Source organism: Streptomyces sp. P1-3 (genome assembly GCF_050613155.1).
Classification (GTDB): domain Bacteria; phylum Actinomycetota; class Actinomycetes; order Streptomycetales; family Streptomycetaceae; genus Streptomyces.
Genome location: NZ_CP192512.1, coordinates 4841075 through 4858508, shown reverse-complemented (window position 1 = coordinate 4858508; position 17434 = coordinate 4841075). Strand labels below are relative to the sequence as shown.

At 73.5% G+C, this 17434-nt stretch carries 11 protein-coding genes and 1 other RNA gene; 2 read left to right on the top strand and 10 right to left on the bottom strand.

What is annotated here, in order from left to right; genetic code table 11:
* Positions 1-10: 10 nt before the first annotated feature.
* The 6 genes from ACQUSR_RS21020 to ftsE all read right to left on the bottom strand — a co-directional run bounded on the left by ACQUSR_RS21020 (position 11) and on the right by ftsE (position 5254).
* A complete protein-coding gene (locus ACQUSR_RS21020) occupies positions 11-1243 on the bottom strand; it encodes a hypothetical protein (RefSeq protein WP_431044131.1) in 1233 nt (410 codons plus the stop codon).
* Between the two features lie 135 nt (positions 1244-1378).
* Positions 1379-1748: a transfer-messenger RNA gene (ssrA, locus tag ACQUSR_RS21015) on the bottom strand.
* 106 nt (positions 1749-1854) lie between these two features.
* Positions 1855-2334: an SsrA-binding protein SmpB gene (smpB, locus tag ACQUSR_RS21010; protein WP_431044130.1), complete on the bottom strand. Its 480-nt coding sequence runs from the start codon at positions 2332-2334 to the stop codon at positions 1855-1857.
* An 18-nt stretch (positions 2335-2352) separates the two neighbouring features.
* The gene (locus ACQUSR_RS21005) at positions 2353-3576 is read right to left on the bottom strand and encodes a S41 family peptidase (RefSeq protein ID WP_431044129.1); all 1224 of its coding nucleotides are present in this window, start codon (positions 3574-3576) and stop codon (positions 2353-2355) included.
* Between the two features lie 67 nt (positions 3577-3643).
* Positions 3644-4555 (bottom strand): permease-like cell division protein FtsX, encoded by a 912-nt coding sequence (gene ftsX / locus ACQUSR_RS21000; protein WP_431044128.1) that lies wholly within the window; start codon positions 4553-4555, stop codon positions 3644-3646.
* A 9-nt stretch (positions 4556-4564) separates the two neighbouring features.
* On the bottom strand, positions 4565-5254 hold the full coding sequence (gene ftsE, locus ACQUSR_RS20995; protein ID WP_431044127.1) for a cell division ATP-binding protein FtsE: 690 nt from the start codon (positions 5252-5254) through the stop codon (positions 4565-4567).
* Positions 5255-5605: 351 nt separating this feature from the next.
* On the opposite strand from ftsE, the gene ACQUSR_RS20990 reads away from it, so the two are divergent.
* Positions 5606-5794: a hypothetical protein gene (locus ACQUSR_RS20990; protein ID WP_431044126.1), complete on the top strand. Its 189-nt coding sequence runs from the start codon at positions 5606-5608 to the stop codon at positions 5792-5794.
* 224 nt (positions 5795-6018) lie between these two features.
* Here ACQUSR_RS20990 and ACQUSR_RS20985 read toward each other — a convergent pair whose 3' ends face one another.
* The 4 genes from ACQUSR_RS20985 to ACQUSR_RS20970 form a co-directional block, all read right to left on the bottom strand.
* On the bottom strand, positions 6019-6738 hold the full coding sequence (locus ACQUSR_RS20985; protein WP_431044125.1) for a hypothetical protein: 720 nt from the start codon (positions 6736-6738) through the stop codon (positions 6019-6021).
* Positions 6739-7048: 310 nt separating this feature from the next.
* Positions 7049-8155 (bottom strand): peptide chain release factor 2, encoded by a 1107-nt coding sequence (gene prfB / locus ACQUSR_RS20980; RefSeq protein ID WP_431044124.1) that lies wholly within the window; start codon positions 8153-8155, stop codon positions 7049-7051.
* Positions 8156-8268: 113 nt separating this feature from the next.
* Complete coding sequence (locus ACQUSR_RS20975; RefSeq protein WP_431044123.1) at positions 8269-9627, bottom strand: serine/threonine-protein kinase; 1359 nt, start codon at positions 9625-9627, stop codon at positions 8269-8271.
* Positions 9628-9799: 172 nt separating this feature from the next.
* Positions 9800-11479: a serine/threonine-protein kinase gene (locus tag ACQUSR_RS20970; protein WP_431044122.1), complete on the bottom strand. Its 1680-nt coding sequence runs from the start codon at positions 11477-11479 to the stop codon at positions 9800-9802.
* Between the two features lie 574 nt (positions 11480-12053).
* Between ACQUSR_RS20970 and ACQUSR_RS20965 the strand changes: the two genes are divergently transcribed.
* The gene (locus ACQUSR_RS20965; RefSeq protein WP_431044121.1) at positions 12054-17375 is read left to right on the top strand and encodes an FtsK/SpoIIIE domain-containing protein; all 5322 of its coding nucleotides are present in this window, start codon (positions 12054-12056) and stop codon (positions 17373-17375) included.
* The last annotated feature ends 59 nt before the right edge of the window (positions 17376-17434 follow it).

The window sequence follows — 17434 nt, the reverse complement described above, 5'->3', positions numbered from 1 at the left end:
GCCGCCAACGTCAGGTGCCGGAGCCGGACATGCGCCTGCGCTTGACGATCAGGAAGGCGGCGGCAGCGACCAGGAGCACGGCGCCGCCGCCCGCGCCCGCCCCCACACCGCGCGGCACTCCGCCCCCGTCCTCGGCCTCCTCGTCCGCCGCGGAGCCCTCGGTGACGACGAGATCGGCGGTCTTCTTCACCCGCCCGTGGTGGCTGACGACAGTGACCGGATACGTCCCCGGCTCCAGCCCGCGGCGTATCCTCGCCGGCCCGTAGAAGCGCCTGTGGTCATCACCGTCGGCCGCCTTGCTGTCGTCGAGCCTCAGCTTCGCGGGGGACTCGAACGCCGGGGAAGTGGCCGTGAGCCGGTACTCCTCGCCCACATCCGGGGTGACGTCGCGCAGGAGCACGTTCACCACTCCCCCGGACGCGACGCGGAAGCCTTTCGCACGGGACTGGTCCGGGGACCCGTTCCGCCCGAAGAACCGGAGCTGCCGCACCTCGCCCACGTAGTCCCCGTCACCGGGCCGGGCCGCGCGGACCGTCATCTTCCGCTCGGTGATCCGCTTCCCGTCGGGACCGGTGAGCGTCACCGCGTACGTGCCGTCCCGTACGTCCGACGGCAGGTCCGGCCGCGCCGTGAACAGCCGCGGGTTGTACCAGTCCCGCTCCTTGTCATGCGTGAGCCGGACGGGCGCGGTGAACGCCTTGGAGCGGACGGTGAAGTCCGTACCGGTCTCGCCGGGGTAGAGGTCGTCGAATTCCAGGTACAGCCGCTCTCCTGGCCGGGCCTCCTCGTGGAACGCGGACACGTCGAAGGTCGGCCGCTGCGAGGCGACCACCTTGACCTCGTCCCGGGCCACTTCCTTGCTGCCGACCTTGACCACGACCGGATACGTGCCGGGCCTGGCCGTCATCGCGAGCGGCTCCCGTGCCGCATAGGAGGACACCACCACGTCCCCCTCGGTGCCCTCGGAGACCACGTCCTTCTTGTGCACGAGGTGGACCTTGTCGCCGAACGCCGGCGAGGAGGCCACCACCTTCGCCTGACCCCGCTCGGGGCTGATGCCCTCCAGCCGCAGATCGACGATCTCCCCGGGGCGGGCGTCCATCGCGCCGTTGAGGATCAGGGACACCGACGGGTCCCCCTCACCGGCCGGGCCCGCCCCGTCCGCTGCCGCCGGGCCCGCCGCGACCGCGCAGCCCAGCACCCCGCCGCACACCGCCACGGCCCATACCCGCGTCCAGCTCATCGTCTCCCCCTCCAGTCACGGGAAAAGAGTCCATGAGCGGCCCGGCGGGTTGCCTCCCCTCATGACCACAACATCATGACCACACGACGAAGGCCCCGCTGTCGTTGACAGCGGGGCCTTCGCCTCACATGGGATGAGTGGAGATGGCGGGAATCGAACCCGCGTCCAACGGTGCAGAACCAGGGCTTCTCCGTGTGCAGTCCGCTGCGATTTTCTCAGCCCCGGAGATCACGCGGACAAGTCTCCGACGGGCTCAGTCACTGTTTGATTTCCTTCCAGGCCCCGTGACCGGGTCTAGAAGTTTAGTTCCCTAGCTGATGCCAGGATCCGGGTCGGGAACAGCCCCGGGCTGACACTTCGCAAGTCGCTACTTAGGCAGCGAGGGCGAAGGAATCGCGCTTGGTGTTGGCGATTATTGTTTGCGACATATGGTTTACGAGATCATTGCCGCTTCCTCGACACGCTTCCCCTGCTTCGACAGCCGCTGTCGAAACCGATCATCCCCATGTTGATTTTTCAAAAGGTGCTCCACACCCGCTCGGGGTGCAGGAGTCATCGTACGGGATCAACACCGACCCTTGCCAGCTTATTCCCGCTGCCTGATGTACCCCTCAGGCCCGGGCCCGCCGCCGCGCCGCCGAGATCGCCCGGTCCGCCTCCCGCCGGTCCTGCTTCTCCCGCAGCGTCTGCCGCTTGTCGTACTCCTTCTTGCCCTTGGCGAGCGCGATCTCGACCTTCGCCCGGCCGTCCTTGAAGTACAGCGACAGCGGCACGATGGTGTGCCCGGTCTCCTGCGTCTTCTGCTCCAGCTTGTCGATCTCCGCGCGGTGCAGCAGGAGCTTCCGCTTCCGTCGTGCGGAGTGGTTCGTCCACGTCCCCTGGCTGTACTCGGGAACGTGCACGTTGTGCAGCCACGCCTCATGGCCGTCGATCTGCACGAAGCCGTCGACCAGCGAAGCGCGACCCTGGCGCAGCGACTTCACCTCGGTGCCGGTGAGCACCAGCCCGCACTCGTACGTGTCCAGAATGTGATAGTCGTGCCGCGCCTTCTTGTTCTGCGCGATCAGTTTGCGACCCGTTTCCTTAGCCATAACGCGGCCATTGTCGCACTAGGAGCCACCCCCGAGGCCACTTAATACCGTACGGGCCCGGCGCTCGGCCCCGCCGCCGTTCGCGCCGTCGACGCGCAGGTCCGGAACGATGCCGGCGCCGTCCACGCTCCGCCCGGACGGGGTCTTGTAGTGCCCCACGGTCAGCTCGGCGACCGAGCCGTCCGGCAGCTCGCTGGGCATCTGCACCGAGCCCTTGCCGAAGGTGCGGGAGCCGACGACCACCGCGCGGCCCCGGTCCTGGAGCGCGCCGGTCAGCAGCTCGGCGGCGCTCATGGTGCCGCTGTCGACCAGCACCACCACCGGGGTCCTGGTGTCGCCGCCGGGCGTAGCCTCCAGGACCCGCTGCTCGCCGCGGTCGTCATAGGTGGCCACGAGACCACCGTCGAGGAAGGCGGAGGCGGCGGTGACGGCCTCGGTGACGAGCCCGCCGGAATTGCCGCGCAGGTCGAGCAGGATGCCGTCGCCCCGCGGGGCCTCGCGCACGGCTTCGCGGACCCGCTCGCCCGTGCCCCTGGTGAAGGACTCGACCTTGACCCGGGTGGTGTCGGGCTCCCGGTCGGTGAGCCGGTCGACGGTCACCGGCTCGGTCGCCAGCCGCGCTCGGCGCAGCGTCTGGCTCCAGCGCCGCTCACCGCGCTGCAAGCCCAGCACCACCCGCGATCCGGGGATGCCGTCGCGCCCGCCGCGCAGCCAGGAGACGACCTCGGTGACCGGCCGGCCGGTGGCGGAGGTGCCGTCGACGGTACGGATCCGGTCGCCGGACCGGATGCCGGCCCGGGCGGCGGGGCTGCCGGGCTGTACGCGGTCCACGGCGATCTGGCCGCCGGACGCGCGCCGGGCGGCCACTCCCACGCCCACGTACGCGCCGTCCAGATGCCTCCGGAAGCCCTCGTACTCACTGGCGCTGTAGACCGCGCCCCAGCGGTCGCCGCTCCGGCTGACCACGTCCCGGGCGGCGGCGGAGGCCGACTTGCCGTCCTGCTCGGCGGCCACGGCCGCGGCCTCGACCGCGTCGGCGTCGGCCGCGGCGGCCACGGGGCGGGACGGGATCCGGGCCGTGGCCTGGTGCCGGCCGGAGGGGGTGTCCCCCCACGACCCGGCGGCCGCCCCGGTCGCCAGCACGCTCGCGAAGACCAGTGTCAGGGCTGCCGCGCGGCGGGTACGGCGGGGGGTCCCGCCACCGGAGGCAGCGGGTGGGACGAACAGACACGGGCCCGGCATGGCGGTGAGTCTAGGCCACCACCGGGCGCCGCAACGGGTGTTGACCGCACGGCGCCCGGGGCGAAACTCACACCTTGAGGTACTTGCGGAGCGCGAAGAACGCCGCGAGCGCCGGCATCATCAGCCCGATCGCCAGGACCAGCGGCAGCTTGGCGAGCACCGCGTCCCAACCGATGAAGTTGATGACGTCTATGCGCTCCGCCAGCCATCCCTCGACCAGGAACTTCTGCCCGCTGACCAGGAGTACGCAGGCGAAGCCGGCGCCCATCAGGCCCGCGATGGCGGCCTCCATGATGAACGGCATCTGGATGTAGAAACTGGAGGCGCCGACCAGCCGCATGATGCCGGTCTCCCTGCGGCGGCTGAACGCCGACACCCGTACGGTGTTGACGATCAGCATCAGCGCGACGACGAGCATCAGCGCCATCACCCCGAGTGCGGCGTAGTTCATGCCGTTGAGCAGGTTGAACAGGTTCTCCAGGGTGGCCCGCTGGTCCGTGACCTCCTGGACGCCCGGACGTGCGGCGAACGCGCTGGAGATGACCCGGAACCGTTCGGGGTCCTTCAGCTTGACCCGGTACGACTCCTGCATCTGGTCCGGGGTGAGGGAGCTGGCCAGCGGCGAGTCGCCGAACTGCTCCTTGTAGTGCTTGTACGCCTCTTCGCTGGTCTCGAACTGGACGGACTCGACGATCTTCATCTTGTCCAGTTCGGCTTTGATCTCCTTCTTCTGCTCCTCGGTGGCCGCGCCCTTCTCGCAGTTGGGCGAGGTCTCCTTGTCGTTCTTGTTGCACAGGAAGATCGAGACGTTGACCTTGTCGTACCAGTAGCCCTTCATCGTGCTGACCTGCTCGCGCATCAGCAGCGACCCGCCGAACAGGGCGAGCGACAGGGCGACGGAGACGATCACCGCGAAGGTCATCGTGAGATTGCGGCGGAGACCGACGCCGATCTCCGACAGGACGAACTGGGCGCGCATGGCGTCCTTTCAGTGCTGGTAGCCGTAGACGCCGCGGGACTGGTCGCGGACGAGACGGCCCTTTTCAAGTTCGATCACGCGCTTGCGCATCTGGTCCACGATCTGCTGGTCGTGGGTGGCCATGACCACCGTGGTCCCGGTCCGGTTGATCCGGTCCAGCAGCTTCATGATCCCGACGGATGTCTGCGGGTCGAGGTTGCCCGTCGGCTCGTCCGCGATCAGCAGCATCGGCCGGTTGACGAACGCCCGCGCGATGGCGACCCGCTGCTGCTCACCGCCGGACAGCTCGCCGGGCATGCGGTCTTCCTTGCCGCCGAGCCCCACGAGTTCCAGCACCTCGGGAACGGTCTTGCGGATGGCGCCGCGCGGCTTGCCGATCACTTCCAGGGCGAACGCCACGTTCTCCCCCACCGTCTTGTTGGGGAGCAGCCGGAAGTCCTGGAACACCGTCCCCAACTGGCGGCGCATCTGCGGCACCTTCCAGTTGGAGAGCCGCGCGAGGTCCTTGCCCAGCACATGGACCGCGCCGTGACTGGCGCGTTCCTCGCGCAGGATCAGTCGCAGGAAGGTTGACTTGCCCGACCCCGAGGACCCCACCAGGAAGACGAACTCGCCCTTCTCGATTTCGAGCGAGACATCCCTCAGGGCGGGGTGGTTCTGCTTGGGGTAGGACTTGGAAACGTTGTCGAATCGGATCACTTAAAGCACCACGGTCGACCTGGGTAGGGGTACGGGCTGCCACTGGCGCGGCTCCCGTCGGTGAGCGTGACCATACGCGAACCGCGCGCGGACGCGCAGTCGTGACTCCGGGTTGGTGCGTTTATTCACGGCGCATCGGGGACAAACCGAGGAGAAACGCCTGTCGACCGGCCTGAGGATGCTACAGCCCAGGCACAGTCCGGGCGCGGAATCGTACGGGGCGCGCCGAACCGGTCGGAAGCTGGCACAGTAGAAGGGGGGAATCGTCCCCGAAGGGGGAACCATCCCCGGCCCCAAGGCGTTGACACCGTGTCGATCCAGCGGCAGCGCCGCGCGGGAGGAGGAGTGCGCATGACGTATGACAGGCTCGTCTGCGCCAACTGCGCGAGCCCCGTAAGCGAGGGCCGCTGCCCGGTCTGCCGGGCCAGCAGGGAGCGGCTGCAGCACGAAGGGCTGTTCGCGGGGCTGACCCCGGCGGCGCTGGTCGCGCTGCTGCTGGCCCTGCTCGCGGTGGCCCTGCTCGCCCACCAGGTCGTCTGAACCGGCCGTAGACACACGACACCGTCCGTAAGCATGCGACGCCGCGCAGTCGTCGTCGCGTATATGGGGCGTTGTACGGGTTACGCAGTTGTTGTGCGGGTTAGGTATACGGCCGCGCGCATACGCCACACCAGCACGGGCCGGCACATATACGCCAGCGCGCATACGCCGAGGGCCCGGAGCGCCGCAGCGCTCCGGGCCCTCGCCGGTGTCTGTCGCTGGGATCAGGCGACGGTGTTGCGGTTGATCAGCCGCGGCATGAGGCGGAAGCCGATGCCGCCCGCGATCATCGTCGCGGCGCCGACCAGCAGGAACGTGGTCCCGGAGGCACCGGTCTCAGCCAGCTCCTCCTTGGCCTTGCCCTGCTGCACCGGCTTGCTGCCGACGCTGTCGGTGTCGGTGTTGTCGTCGCCACCGGTGTCACCGCCGGTGCCACCACCGTTGCTCGGCGGGGTGGTCGGCGTGCCGGTCGGCGGGTCCGTCGGCTTGCCCGTGGGCGGGTCCGTCGGCTTGCCGGTCGGCGGGTCGGTCGGGTCCGTCGGCGGGTCCGTGGGAACCGTCGGCGGGTCCGTCGGAACCGTCGGCGGATCGGTCGGGACGGTCGGCGGGTCGGTGGGAACCGTCGGCGGGTCCGTCGGGATCGTCGGCGGGTCGGTGGGAACCGTCGGCGGGTCCGTCGGGATCGTCGGCGGGTCCGTCGGGATGGTCGGCGGATCGGTCGGAATGGTCGGCGGGTCCGTCGGAATCTCCGTCGGGTCGTCGACCGGCGCCTTCAGCCCGACCTCGACACCGCTCTCGTCCGCGCCGGCCTTGACGCCGACACCGCCGACGTTGACATCGATGCCGACGGCCGAGGCGGCGCCGGCCGCGGTGAGCGACGCACCGGCCGCGATCACGGCACCGGCCACTATCCGCACGACGCGCAGCCGCGTCTTTTTGGTCATCTGACTGCTACCCCCAGTAGCTGTTCTCGTCCATGGAGCAGCGTCCGGGGCAACGGACTCGAAGGGGGTACCGAGTTGCGGCGCCGACTGCGAAAGCGCGGCCCGCCTGCCCCCCATCACACGCGCCCCAGATATACGCATGCCGCGCGTCAGCTTTCCCAGTTTCCCGAAGCCCGTCAAGGGCATTGCGCACGGAATGCCCGTTATGCGGGCGCTTGACGGCTCTACGGGTACGTGACTGTGACGAAACAGGTGGTCAGGAGGTTTGACTTCACGTCGGGCGGGCTCGCGGACGAGCCCGCGAACAGGCTTACTTCTCCTGCTGCTTGCGCCAGCGGATGCCCGCTTCCAGGAAGCCGTCGATCTCGCCGTCCAGCACGCCCTGCGGGTTGCCGACCTCGAACTCGGTGCGCAGGTCCTTGACCATCTGGTACGGGTGCAGGACGTACGAACGCATCTGGTTGCCCCAGGAGTTGCCGCCGTCGCCCTTGAGCGCGTCCATCTTGGCCTGCTCCTCCTGGCGGCGGCGCTCGAGGAGCTTGGCCTGGAGGACGTTCATGGCGGTGGCCTTGTTCTGGATCTGCGACCGCTCGTTCTGGCAGGAGACCACGATGCCGGTCGGAATGTGGGTCAGCCGCACCGCGGAGTCGGTGGTGTTGACGCCCTGACCGCCCGGCCCCGAGGAGCGGTAGACGTCCACCCGGAGCTCGGACTCGTCGATCTCGATGTGGTCGGTCTGCTCCACCACGGGCAGCACCTCGACGCCCGCGAAGGACGTCTGGCGGCGGCCCTGGTTGTCGAACGGCGAGATGCGCACCAGCCGGTGCGTGCCCTGCTCCACCGAGAGCGTGCCGTACGCGTACGGGGACTGGACGGCGAAGGTGGTCGACTTGATGCCGGCCTCTTCCGCGTACGAGGTCTCGTACACCTCGGTCTTGTACCCGTGCCGCTCGGCCCAGCGCAGGTACATGCGCTGGAGCTGCTCGGCGAAGTCGGCGGCGTCGACGCCACCGGCCTCCGCGCGGATGTTGACCAGGGCCTCACGGGCGTCGTACTCGCCGGACAGGAGGGTGCGCACCTCCATCTCGTCGACGGCCTTGCGCACGGAGTCCAGCTCGGCGAGGGCCTCGGCGCGCGCGTCCTCGTCGCCCTCGGCCTCGGCGAGCTCGAAGAGCACCTCGACGTCGTCGATCCGGCTGCGCAGCTCCTCGGTCCGGCGCAGGTGCCCCTGGAGGTAGGAGAGCTTGCTGGTGATCTTCTGTGCGTTGTCCGGGTCGTCCCACAGGGACGGGGCCGCCGCCTGCTCCTCGAGCACGGCGATGTCGGCCCTCATCTTGTCCAGATCGAGGACCGCCTCGATCGACCCCATGGTGGAGGAGAGGGACTTCAGCTCTTCGGATACATCGACGACTGCCACGCCCCCAGCGTAACGGCTGGCGGGGCGATCTTGTCCCGCCCAGTCGAGCAGGCGTACCGAGGGACCCGCCACAGGCCCGTTCCGGACACATCGAAGGCCCGTCTCGGGATAGGTCAGCGGCCCGTCTCGGCTGGTGCGGAGTGTTCCGTTCCGTCCTTGGGCCCGCTCGACCCGCCGTCGTCGCCGAGCGCCAGCCAGCCGCCGATGCCCGCGACGGCGATCGCCGCGGCCGCGAGCCCGAGCCTGATCCGGCGGCGGCGCACCGCGTCGGACACCTGCCTGTTGCGGGCCGAGCCCGCCCGGCGCTGCCCGGCGGCGCGCGGTGCGCGGGCCGTGCCGTGGGCGCCGCCCGCCAGCTCGTCCGGGTCGGGCACCCGCATGCTGGTGTGCGTGTCGCGGTTGGAGTCCGAGACCGCGCCCGGGACCAGGGGCACCGCGCCGCGCCGGCGCTCCCCCGGGCCGCGTCCGGGAGGCGCCCCCGGGGGAGCGCCGGGCCGCGCGGCGCCGGGCGCACCGGGATCGTACGAGCCGTCGTACGGGCCCTCGTGCGAGCCGCTCCGCGGGGCCGCGGACCCGACCGGCCCCTCATCCTCCGGTTCGTCGATGTCCAGCGGCGGCATGCCCCGCAGGCCGGGCAGCAGCTCGCGCAGCCGCGCCGCCAGCTCGGAGGCACGCAGCCGGGAGGCGGGGGCCTTGGCCAGGCACTGGACCAGCAGCTGCCACAGCTCGTCGGGGATGCCGGGGAGCGGGGCGACGGTCTCGGTGACATGCCGGCGCAGCACCGCGCCGGGGTGGCCGCCGCCGAACGGGGTGAAGCCCGCCAGCAGCTCGTACAGCACCGTGGCCAGCGCGTAGACGTCCACGCTGGCGCGCGGCGGCAGGCCCTCGATGATCTCGGGGGCGAGGTAGTCGGGGGTGCCGATCACCCGGGCGGTGTGCTGCCTGCCCGCCGGCGGAGGCGGGAGGGCCCGGTTGGGGGAGTCCACGAGGCGGGCGATGCCGAAGTCGGTGAGGAGGGCCGGGTGGGAGCCGCCGGGACCGAGCGGCCCCTGCATGTCCAGCAGCACGTTCTCCGGCTTGACGTCGCGGTGCACGATTCCGGCGGCGTGCGCGGCGGCCAGCGCGTCGGCGACGTCCGCGGCGATGGCGACGGCGGCCTCGGGGGCGAGGCGGCGCTCGCGGTCGAGCCGGGAGCGCAGGTCGGTGCCCCGTACCAGGTCCATGACCAGCGCGAGGTCGTTGCCGTCGACGACCAGGTCGCGCACTCCGACGACGTTCGGGTGGTCGAGGCCGAGCAGCGCGGCCCGCTCCTGGACGAACCGTCCGACGAGCTCCTGGTCGGAGGCGAGGTCCTCACGCAGAAGCTTGATGGCGACCGGGCCCTCGGGGCCGTCGCCCAGCCACACCGTGCCGGCGCTGCCGCGGCCCAGGACCTGGTTGGCGGTGTACCGGCTGCCGATCTTCCGTGACAAGACTGCTTCGACTCCTCCGACAGGGGTCACGTCGGAGGCAAAACTACGCGGCCGAGGCCCTGCGAGGGCCCCGGCCGGTGACAACTGTCCCCTTCTGGGGTGGAAAGCACCCTTGGGATGTCGATAAATCCCCAAAGTCGATGGCTGTGGCAGCTGAGCCGTCAGCCGCCGGTCAGCCGCCGGCCTTGGAGAGCAGGTCGTCCAGACGGGAGAGCACGCTGTTGGCCGTGTCCCAGAGGTTCTTGCCGTCGGCGATCCAGTCCTTGACCGGGGTCAGCTCCCAGACCAGGAAGAGACCGACGATCAGCAGCACGAACAGGAACAGGCAGCCCTTGAGGCAGCCCATGCCCGGGATGCGCATCCGATTGGCGCTGCGCTGCCGCGGCTCGCGGCGCGGCGCGGGCTGCTGCGGCGCCTGCGGCTGAGGCTGCTGCGGCGCGTACGGCTGGTGGTGCTGGGGCGGCGGCGCGTACGGCGCGGGCGCCGGGGCCGGAGCCGGGCGCTGCTGCTGGTACGGCGGCGGCTGCTGCTGGTACTGCTGCTGCGGCGGGTACGGCTGGTACGGCGGCGGCTGCGGGCGCTGCGGCTGCTGCTGGTACGGCTGGGGCTGCGGCTGCGCGGGGCGGCGCTGCGGCCGGCGGCGCAGCGGGTCCTCGCTCGGGTCGAGGTACTGGACCTGCGTCTGGTCGTTGCGGTCCCGCGCGGCGCGCATCTGGTTCTGCCACGGGTGCGGCTCGTCCTCGCCGGAGCCGGAACCCGCGTGCCCGGGGCCCGGCGGTACGGGGGGCATGGCCCGGGTGGGGTCGGCGCCCGGCCCGCCCGTCTGCGGCAGCACGCTGGTCGCCGCGGCGGGGTCGTACGAGGAGGCGTTCGAGGGCAGCACCTGGGTCGGGTCGGCGGCACCCGCCGGCCCGGCGTCCGGCACCACGGCGGGCGACGGGTCCGGCGCGAGCAGCGCGGCGACGCCGAGCGCGGCCTCGGCCTGCGCGGACGTGGCGTGCACGCCGACGCCCTCGGCGACCACGCGCAGCGCACGGGCCAGGTTCTCGGCGCTCGGCCGCTCCTCGGGCCGCTTGCGCAGGCAGCGCTCGATGACCGTCCACAGCGGCTCGGGCACGGTGGTGGGGCGGCGCGGCTCCTCGCTGAGGTGCCGGTGCAGGACTTCGAGGGCGGTGTTGCCCGCGAACGGCGGACGCCCGGTGACCAGCTCGTACAGCAGGATGCCCGCGCCGTAGACGTCGACGGCGGAGGTCTGCGGCCGGCCCTCGGCGGACTCCGGCGCCACGTAAGCCGGGGTGCCGACGAACTCGTGGGTGCGGGTCAGCCCCGGGGAGTCGGCGAGGCGCGCGATGCCGAAGTCGGTGAGCATCGGGTGCATCTGCTCGCCCTCGCCGGTGCCCGCGAGCAGCACGTTGGCGGGCTTGAGGTCGCGGTGCACCACGCCGTCGGCGTGGCTGGCGGCGAGCGCGTCGGCGATCTGCGCGGTGAGCAGGGCCGCGGCGACGGGCGTGAGAGGTCCGTTGTCGCGCAGGTATTTGTGCAGGTCCGGGCCGTCGACCAGGTCCATGACCAGGGCGAGGAGATCGCCCTCGACGACCAGGTCGCGGGTGCGGACGATGTTCGCGTGGGTGAGCCGGAGGAGCACCGACCGCTCGCGCAGGAAGCGCATGACGATCTCGGCGTCGTTCGCGAGCTCCTCCTTGAGGACCTTGATCGCGACGGTCTCGCCGGGCTGACCGGTCACGGCGGCCTCGGCGCCCGCCGCCTCGCGCTGGCGGGCCCGCCAGACGGTTCCCGTGGCGCCGCGCCCGAGCGGCTCCTCCAGGAGGTACTTGCTCCCTACCGGCCGCACGTCATGCGCTCCCTGATCGTGGTCATTTCGGTGTGCTGCGTACCTGCGTGATGCGTACTGCGTGATGCGTGGTGCTGCTGTTGCTGGTGCGTGATGCTTCCCGATGTTCTCCGACGGGTTCTCCGACGGCCGGATCCGACCGGCCGCCCCACTCTAGTGCCGGTGCGCGGCGTCGTGGACGGCCCGCTGTGCGGCAGGGCCTGGCCGGACCGCCGCCGGGTCTCACAGGAAGACGCGGGATCCGGACAGATGGTTGCCACGACGGGACCGGCAAGCCGGGCCACAGGCTGGCACAAGGGGAAACGGCGCGATCTCAAGCGTCCAATTTCGGCCAGCCGACCGACCAATCAAGATCATGTACTGGTGGTCGCCGGGCGAACTGTCAGTGGCAGGTGCGAGGATGCACGCAGCACGGATGCCGTGAGGGAGCGAAGCGGGGGCGCGCGCCGTGCGCAGTACGACCCGGCCACGTGCCGGGTACGACGTACGACCTGTACGTGCCGACGCGCCTGAGGGCGGTGGGGGAGACGGCACCCCCTGCCGGTCCCCGGGGCAGAAGGGACCGTTGACGGCTATGCAGATTCGGCTGACCGTCCTCGGGCCGCGCAGCGCCCACCCCGGCCCGCACTCCGGACCGGTGCCCCGGCCCCGGTCCGGCCCCGGGCGGCAGGACCGCCCCGGCACGCCCGGCTGCGCCGTCGACGTCCTCGTGACCGCGCCCGCCGGCACCCCTCTCGCCTCCGTGACCGGCGGTCTCACCGCCGCCGCGGCCGCGGCCGGCGCCGACGTCGGCGGGGGCCCCGCCGTGCTGTACGCGGGCCCGGACCGGCTGGACCCGCAGCGCTGCGCGCTCGGCGAGCCGCCACTGGTGGACGGCGCGGTGCTCTCCCTCAACGCCCCGGCCGATCCCGACGCCCACCCCGGCGACCCGGCGGCCGCGGCGGTCGGCGCGCCCGCCCGGCTGGACGTGGTCGCGGGTCCCGACGCCGGCGGCGTCCACCTGCTGCACGGCGGCCAGATCCGGATCGGACGCTCGGGTGAGGCGGACGTCACCCTGGACGACCCGGACGTGTCCCGGCTGCACTGCGCCGTGACGGTCGCCGAGGACGGCGGGGTCAGCCTCGCCGACCTGGGGTCGACGAACGGCACCTCCGTGAACGGCGAGCGGGTGGGCGGCACCCCGATACCGCTGGCTCCGGGCGCCCTGCTGCGCATCGGCGAGTCCGCGCTCCGGCTGCGCGTCCCGGCGGCGGAGGCCGTGCGGGGCGGCCTGGCCACGGCCCCGGACGGCGAGGGGCATCTGCGGGTGGGCCCGTACGCCGGGGGTCCGGGTGCGCCGGGTGCGGGTGGCGCGTACGAGGGGCCGCATGGCGACGGGTACGGCCCGGCGTCCACTTATGCGGCGGGTACGGGTCCGGGCGCTGGTCCGGCGTACGCGCAGGGCACGGGCCCTGGCCGCGCTCCGTACGCGTCGGGCCACCCGGGCACGCAGCACGGCGGCGGCGATCCCGCCCGTGCGGGGTCTACGGGGTCTGCGGAGGACGGTCGGGGCACACCCCTGCGGGGGACGCCGGTTCCCCCCGACATCGCCGCGGCGGCGGACGGGTACTACGCCGCCGCTGGGTACGGGGCCACGACATCCGGTCACGGGACCGGGCAGCCCGCCTACGGAACCGGTCGGGGCGGATACGGGGCGGGAGCCGGGGCCGGTTACGGAGGCGGTCAGGCCGGACACGGCCACGAGACCGCCGCGTCGCAGTCCGGCCACTCCGGCCACCCCGGCCACCCGGAAGGCGCCCACCAGACCGACCCCACCGACCGCTCCCCCGCGTCTCCGCGTCGCCGCGGCATAGGGGCCTGGGCCCGGCGGCTCGCGGGAGGCCGGGCGACGGACCGGCGCGCGGGCACGGCGGACGGCTGGCTCGCGGATGACACCGACGCGGTACGGGCCCGGGCCGCCGCCGAGGCGGCCGCTCTGCACCAGCGGTCGCCGGACCTCGCCGACGTCCTGATGACCGTGCTCGGCCCCGGCCCCCGGCTGTGGGAGCGCGGACCGGGCCACCCGGACACGCTGACCGTGCGGCTGGGCGTGGCCGACCGGAGGACGGCCGACGGCCTGACGGTCCCGGCCGCCCCGGTCACCGTCGACCTGCGGCAGGACGGGAGTCTGGGGCTGGCCGGGCCGCGCACCCGGCTGAGCGGTCTGGCCCGTTCCGTCATCGCGCAGCTGGCGGCGCTGCACTCACCCGCGTCGCTGGAGATCGTCCTGATCAGCACGGACCGTTCGCGCGACGTGCGGGAGCGGCTGGCGGAGTGGTCCTGGCTCGGCTGGCTGCCGCAGGTGCACCCGGCACACGGCCAGGACTGCCGACTGCTGCTCGCGTACGACCGGGAGCAGGCGGCGGCGCGTACGGCGGAGCTGGTCCGGCGCCTGGACGACAGCCGGCTCGGCCCGGCGTGGGTGACCGCACCCCCGGCGGCGGTGGCGGCCGCGGCGGGCGACCACGGTGGTCCGTACACGCTGGTGGTCGTGGACGGCGATCCGGGTTCGCCCGCGCTGCGCGACACGCTGGCCCGCCTCGCGGCGGGGGGCGCGGGGGCGGGCGTCCATGTGATCTGCCTGGCCGAGACCCCCGCGGTCGAGTCGCCCACCCCGTTCCCGGCGGCCTACGAGGCGGCTTGCGCGGCGTCCCCGGTCTTCGCGGAGTGCGGCGTGGTCGCACTGCTCAGCGGCGATGTGGCGACCGGCCTGCACGTGGCTCGCCCGGACCGCGCCCACCGCCCCCCGCACGCCCCCGAACAGGGCGGCACAGGCTCCGCGGGGAGCGGCGGCCACACGGACGCACATGGGCCGCGCCTCGGCACGGGCGCGAGCGCAGGCATGAGCGCGGGTATGAGCCCGAGCACGAGCGCGGCGGAAAACGGGCGGACGCGCGCGGGCTCCGACACGGGTGGCGCCGACCGCGCCGGGTACGAGCGGCAGGCCGACGGGGCCTCCCCCCGCGGCATGGAAGCGTCGGCCGACCCGGCGCTCCGAACCCCACACGGCGGCGCACCCGACGACTCACCTGGAGCCCCGCGCCCCACCGCATCGGCCGCAGACGGGACCTCCCACCCCGGCACCGCCCAGCCGACGGGCCAGATCCCACGCAACGCCCCCGGCCCCCGTGTGGCCGACACCGGCATGAACACGGTCTACGGCCAGCCCGGCACGGCCCAATCGGCGGACCAGAACCCACGCCACACCCACGACCCGCGCGCGGCCGACGCCGACCTGAACACCGCGTACGACCATCCCGGCGGCGCACTCGGCGCCCCGGCCGCACCGTCCCGCCCCGGCGCACCCGGTCCCGACCAGACCGGCCGAGGCGCGCCCGCGGCACCCCGCACTCCGCACGGCGGCAGCGGCACCGCTGGTGCCCACCCCCCGTACGACGCCTCACCCGGCGGGTACGCGGGCACACCGCCGTCACAGCCGCGCACCATCGCGCCCGGCGCCCACGGCGCCGGACGAGCCACGGTTCCGGCGGACCATGCCCGGACCGGATCCCACGCGAACGGCACCATCGCGCCCAGCCCTTCCGACACCCCGGCGGGCCCGCACGTCGCCGCCTACGAGCAGCGCGGCGGCGCGCCCGCGACCCCGGCCGCAACGGCGCACTCGCACCCGCACCCGCACCACGGCGCGTACGGCGCTCCGGCCGGACCGCCGCGCCCGCGCACCGGTGCGCCCGACGCCGGGCACGCCCCCACGCCGACAGGCCAGAGCCCGCGCCCCGGCGACGCACCCGGCGCCGGGGCCCATCCCCCGTACGGCAGCCCGTCCGGCGCGAACACCGCCGACGCATACGGGCAGTCCACCGGCGCGCCCGGCGCCCCGGCCGGACCGGCGCACCCACGCCCCCGCGCATCCGGCGACACCGGAGGCGGGGACGGCACGCGGTCCCGCGCCCACAGCCCGTACGACCAGTACGACCCGTACGACACCGCGTCCGGCTCCGGCGAGCCCGGCGCGGGACGAGCCACCGTCCCGACGAGCCGGGACCCGCGCGTCGGCGGCGCGTCCGGCGGCACGGCGACCGGTTCGGCGCAGCCGTACGCCGCCACGCCCACCGAACCCGGCGGGCCCCGGGGCGGCGGGCCACAGGTCGGCGGGATGACCACGAGCGGCACCGGCACCGTGAACTTCACCGGTGCCGCGGGCGGATCGCCGCGGCCGCGCGGGAGTGCGTACGGCGACCATGCCGACGCCACATACGGGGCCCCTCCTGCCCTGGGGGTCCCCCTGGGTGCACCTCCCGGCGGCCGCGCTGGGGGAGAAGTCTGGGGGAAGGCAAGGAGGGAGTATCCCGTGCCCGTCGCGGGAGGCACGGCCGTCACCGTGGACGCGGTGTCGCCGGCGTGGGCCGAGCGGTTCGCCCGCGCGCTGGCGCCGCTACGGCCTTCCGGGCTCTCGCCGGCCGGTGGCGGCGCCGGGCGGTCCGCCGCCGCGTTGCCCGACTCCGCCCGGCTGCTGGACGAACTGGGGCTGGCCCGCGCCACACCCGCCTCGCTGCTGGCGCGGTGGGCCGCCGCCGCCGACGAGGTGCCGGCCGGCGGCCGGACCCTGGCCGTACTGGGCGCCGGTGCGGACGGGCCCATCGCCGTCGATCTCGCCGCCGACGGGCCGCATCTGCTGATCAACGGTGCCCCCGGCACCGGCAAGACGGAGCTGCTGCGTTCGGTCGCCGCCTCGCTCGCGGCCGCCGAACGGCCGGACCGGCTCGGGCTGGTCATGGTCGACGGCGGCGGCACGGAGCGCGGTGCGGGGCTGCGGGTCTGTACGGATCTGCCGCACGTCTCCACGTATCTGGCCGCCTCGGACCCGCTGCGGATGCGCGAGTTCGCGCAGGCGCTCAGCTCGGAGCTCAAACGCCGCGCCGAACTCCTCGGCCAGCTGGACTTCGTCGCCTGGCACGCCCGGCAGGGCTCGGAGTCTCGCATGGTCGCCCCGCGCCAGCCCGGCGACGTCCGTTCCGCGCCCGCACCCGCACCCACGCCCGAGGCGACGGCCGGTGGCGGAAGCGACGGCGACCGCGACCCGGTCCACGGCCAGGCACAGGCTCACCGCCAGGCCACAGGCCACGCCCAGGGCCGCGCGACCGGCACGGGCACCGCGCCCACTGCCACCACTGCTACCGCTGCCGGCACCGGGAACGCCCCCAGTGGCGCCGCGCGTCGTGGCGACGTCGACTCCGCCGCCGGCGGCACCCTCAAGCTGCGTACGCAGGAGCCGGGCGGCGGCGAAGCGGCCGCCCGGCTGACCGCGCGGACCGCGCTGCCCCGGCTCGTCGTCCTCGTGGATGACTTCGACGCCCTCGTGGCCCCCGCCCTCGGGAGCCCCGGCCGCCCGGCGGCCGGGTCCGTCGTCCGCGCTCTGGAGGCCATCGCCCGGGACGGGGCCCGGCTCGGGGTGCATCTGATCGCGGCGTCCGGCCGCCCGGACCGTACGGCGGACACGGCGGCGATGGAACGCGCCGGACTCTGGATCACCCTGGAGCCGACGACCAGGCCCACCGCCGCCGACGCGACCACCGGTGCGAGTGGCACGGGTGGCCCGGCATCCCCGGCGTCACCGGGGCCCGGTGAGCCCGCGCCGGGTCGTGGCCGGCTGCGCCGGCCCGACGACCACGCCGTCGTCCCCTTCCAGGCGGGGCGCGTCACGGGCCGTATCCCGCGTACGGCGACGCAGCGGCCGACCGTCGTACCGCTGGACTGGGAGCGGCAGGGAGATCCGCCGACCCGGCGCCCGCTGCGCGAACTCGGCAACGGTCCCACCGATCTGGCGCTGCTCGCGAGCGCGTTGCAGCGCGCCGCGCAGTCCGCTGACGCACCGACCATCCCCGCACTGGTCTGACCGCTGCCCCCGGCCGGCCCCACCGGCAACCCCGTCCAGCCCGCCCCGGCTCGCCCAGC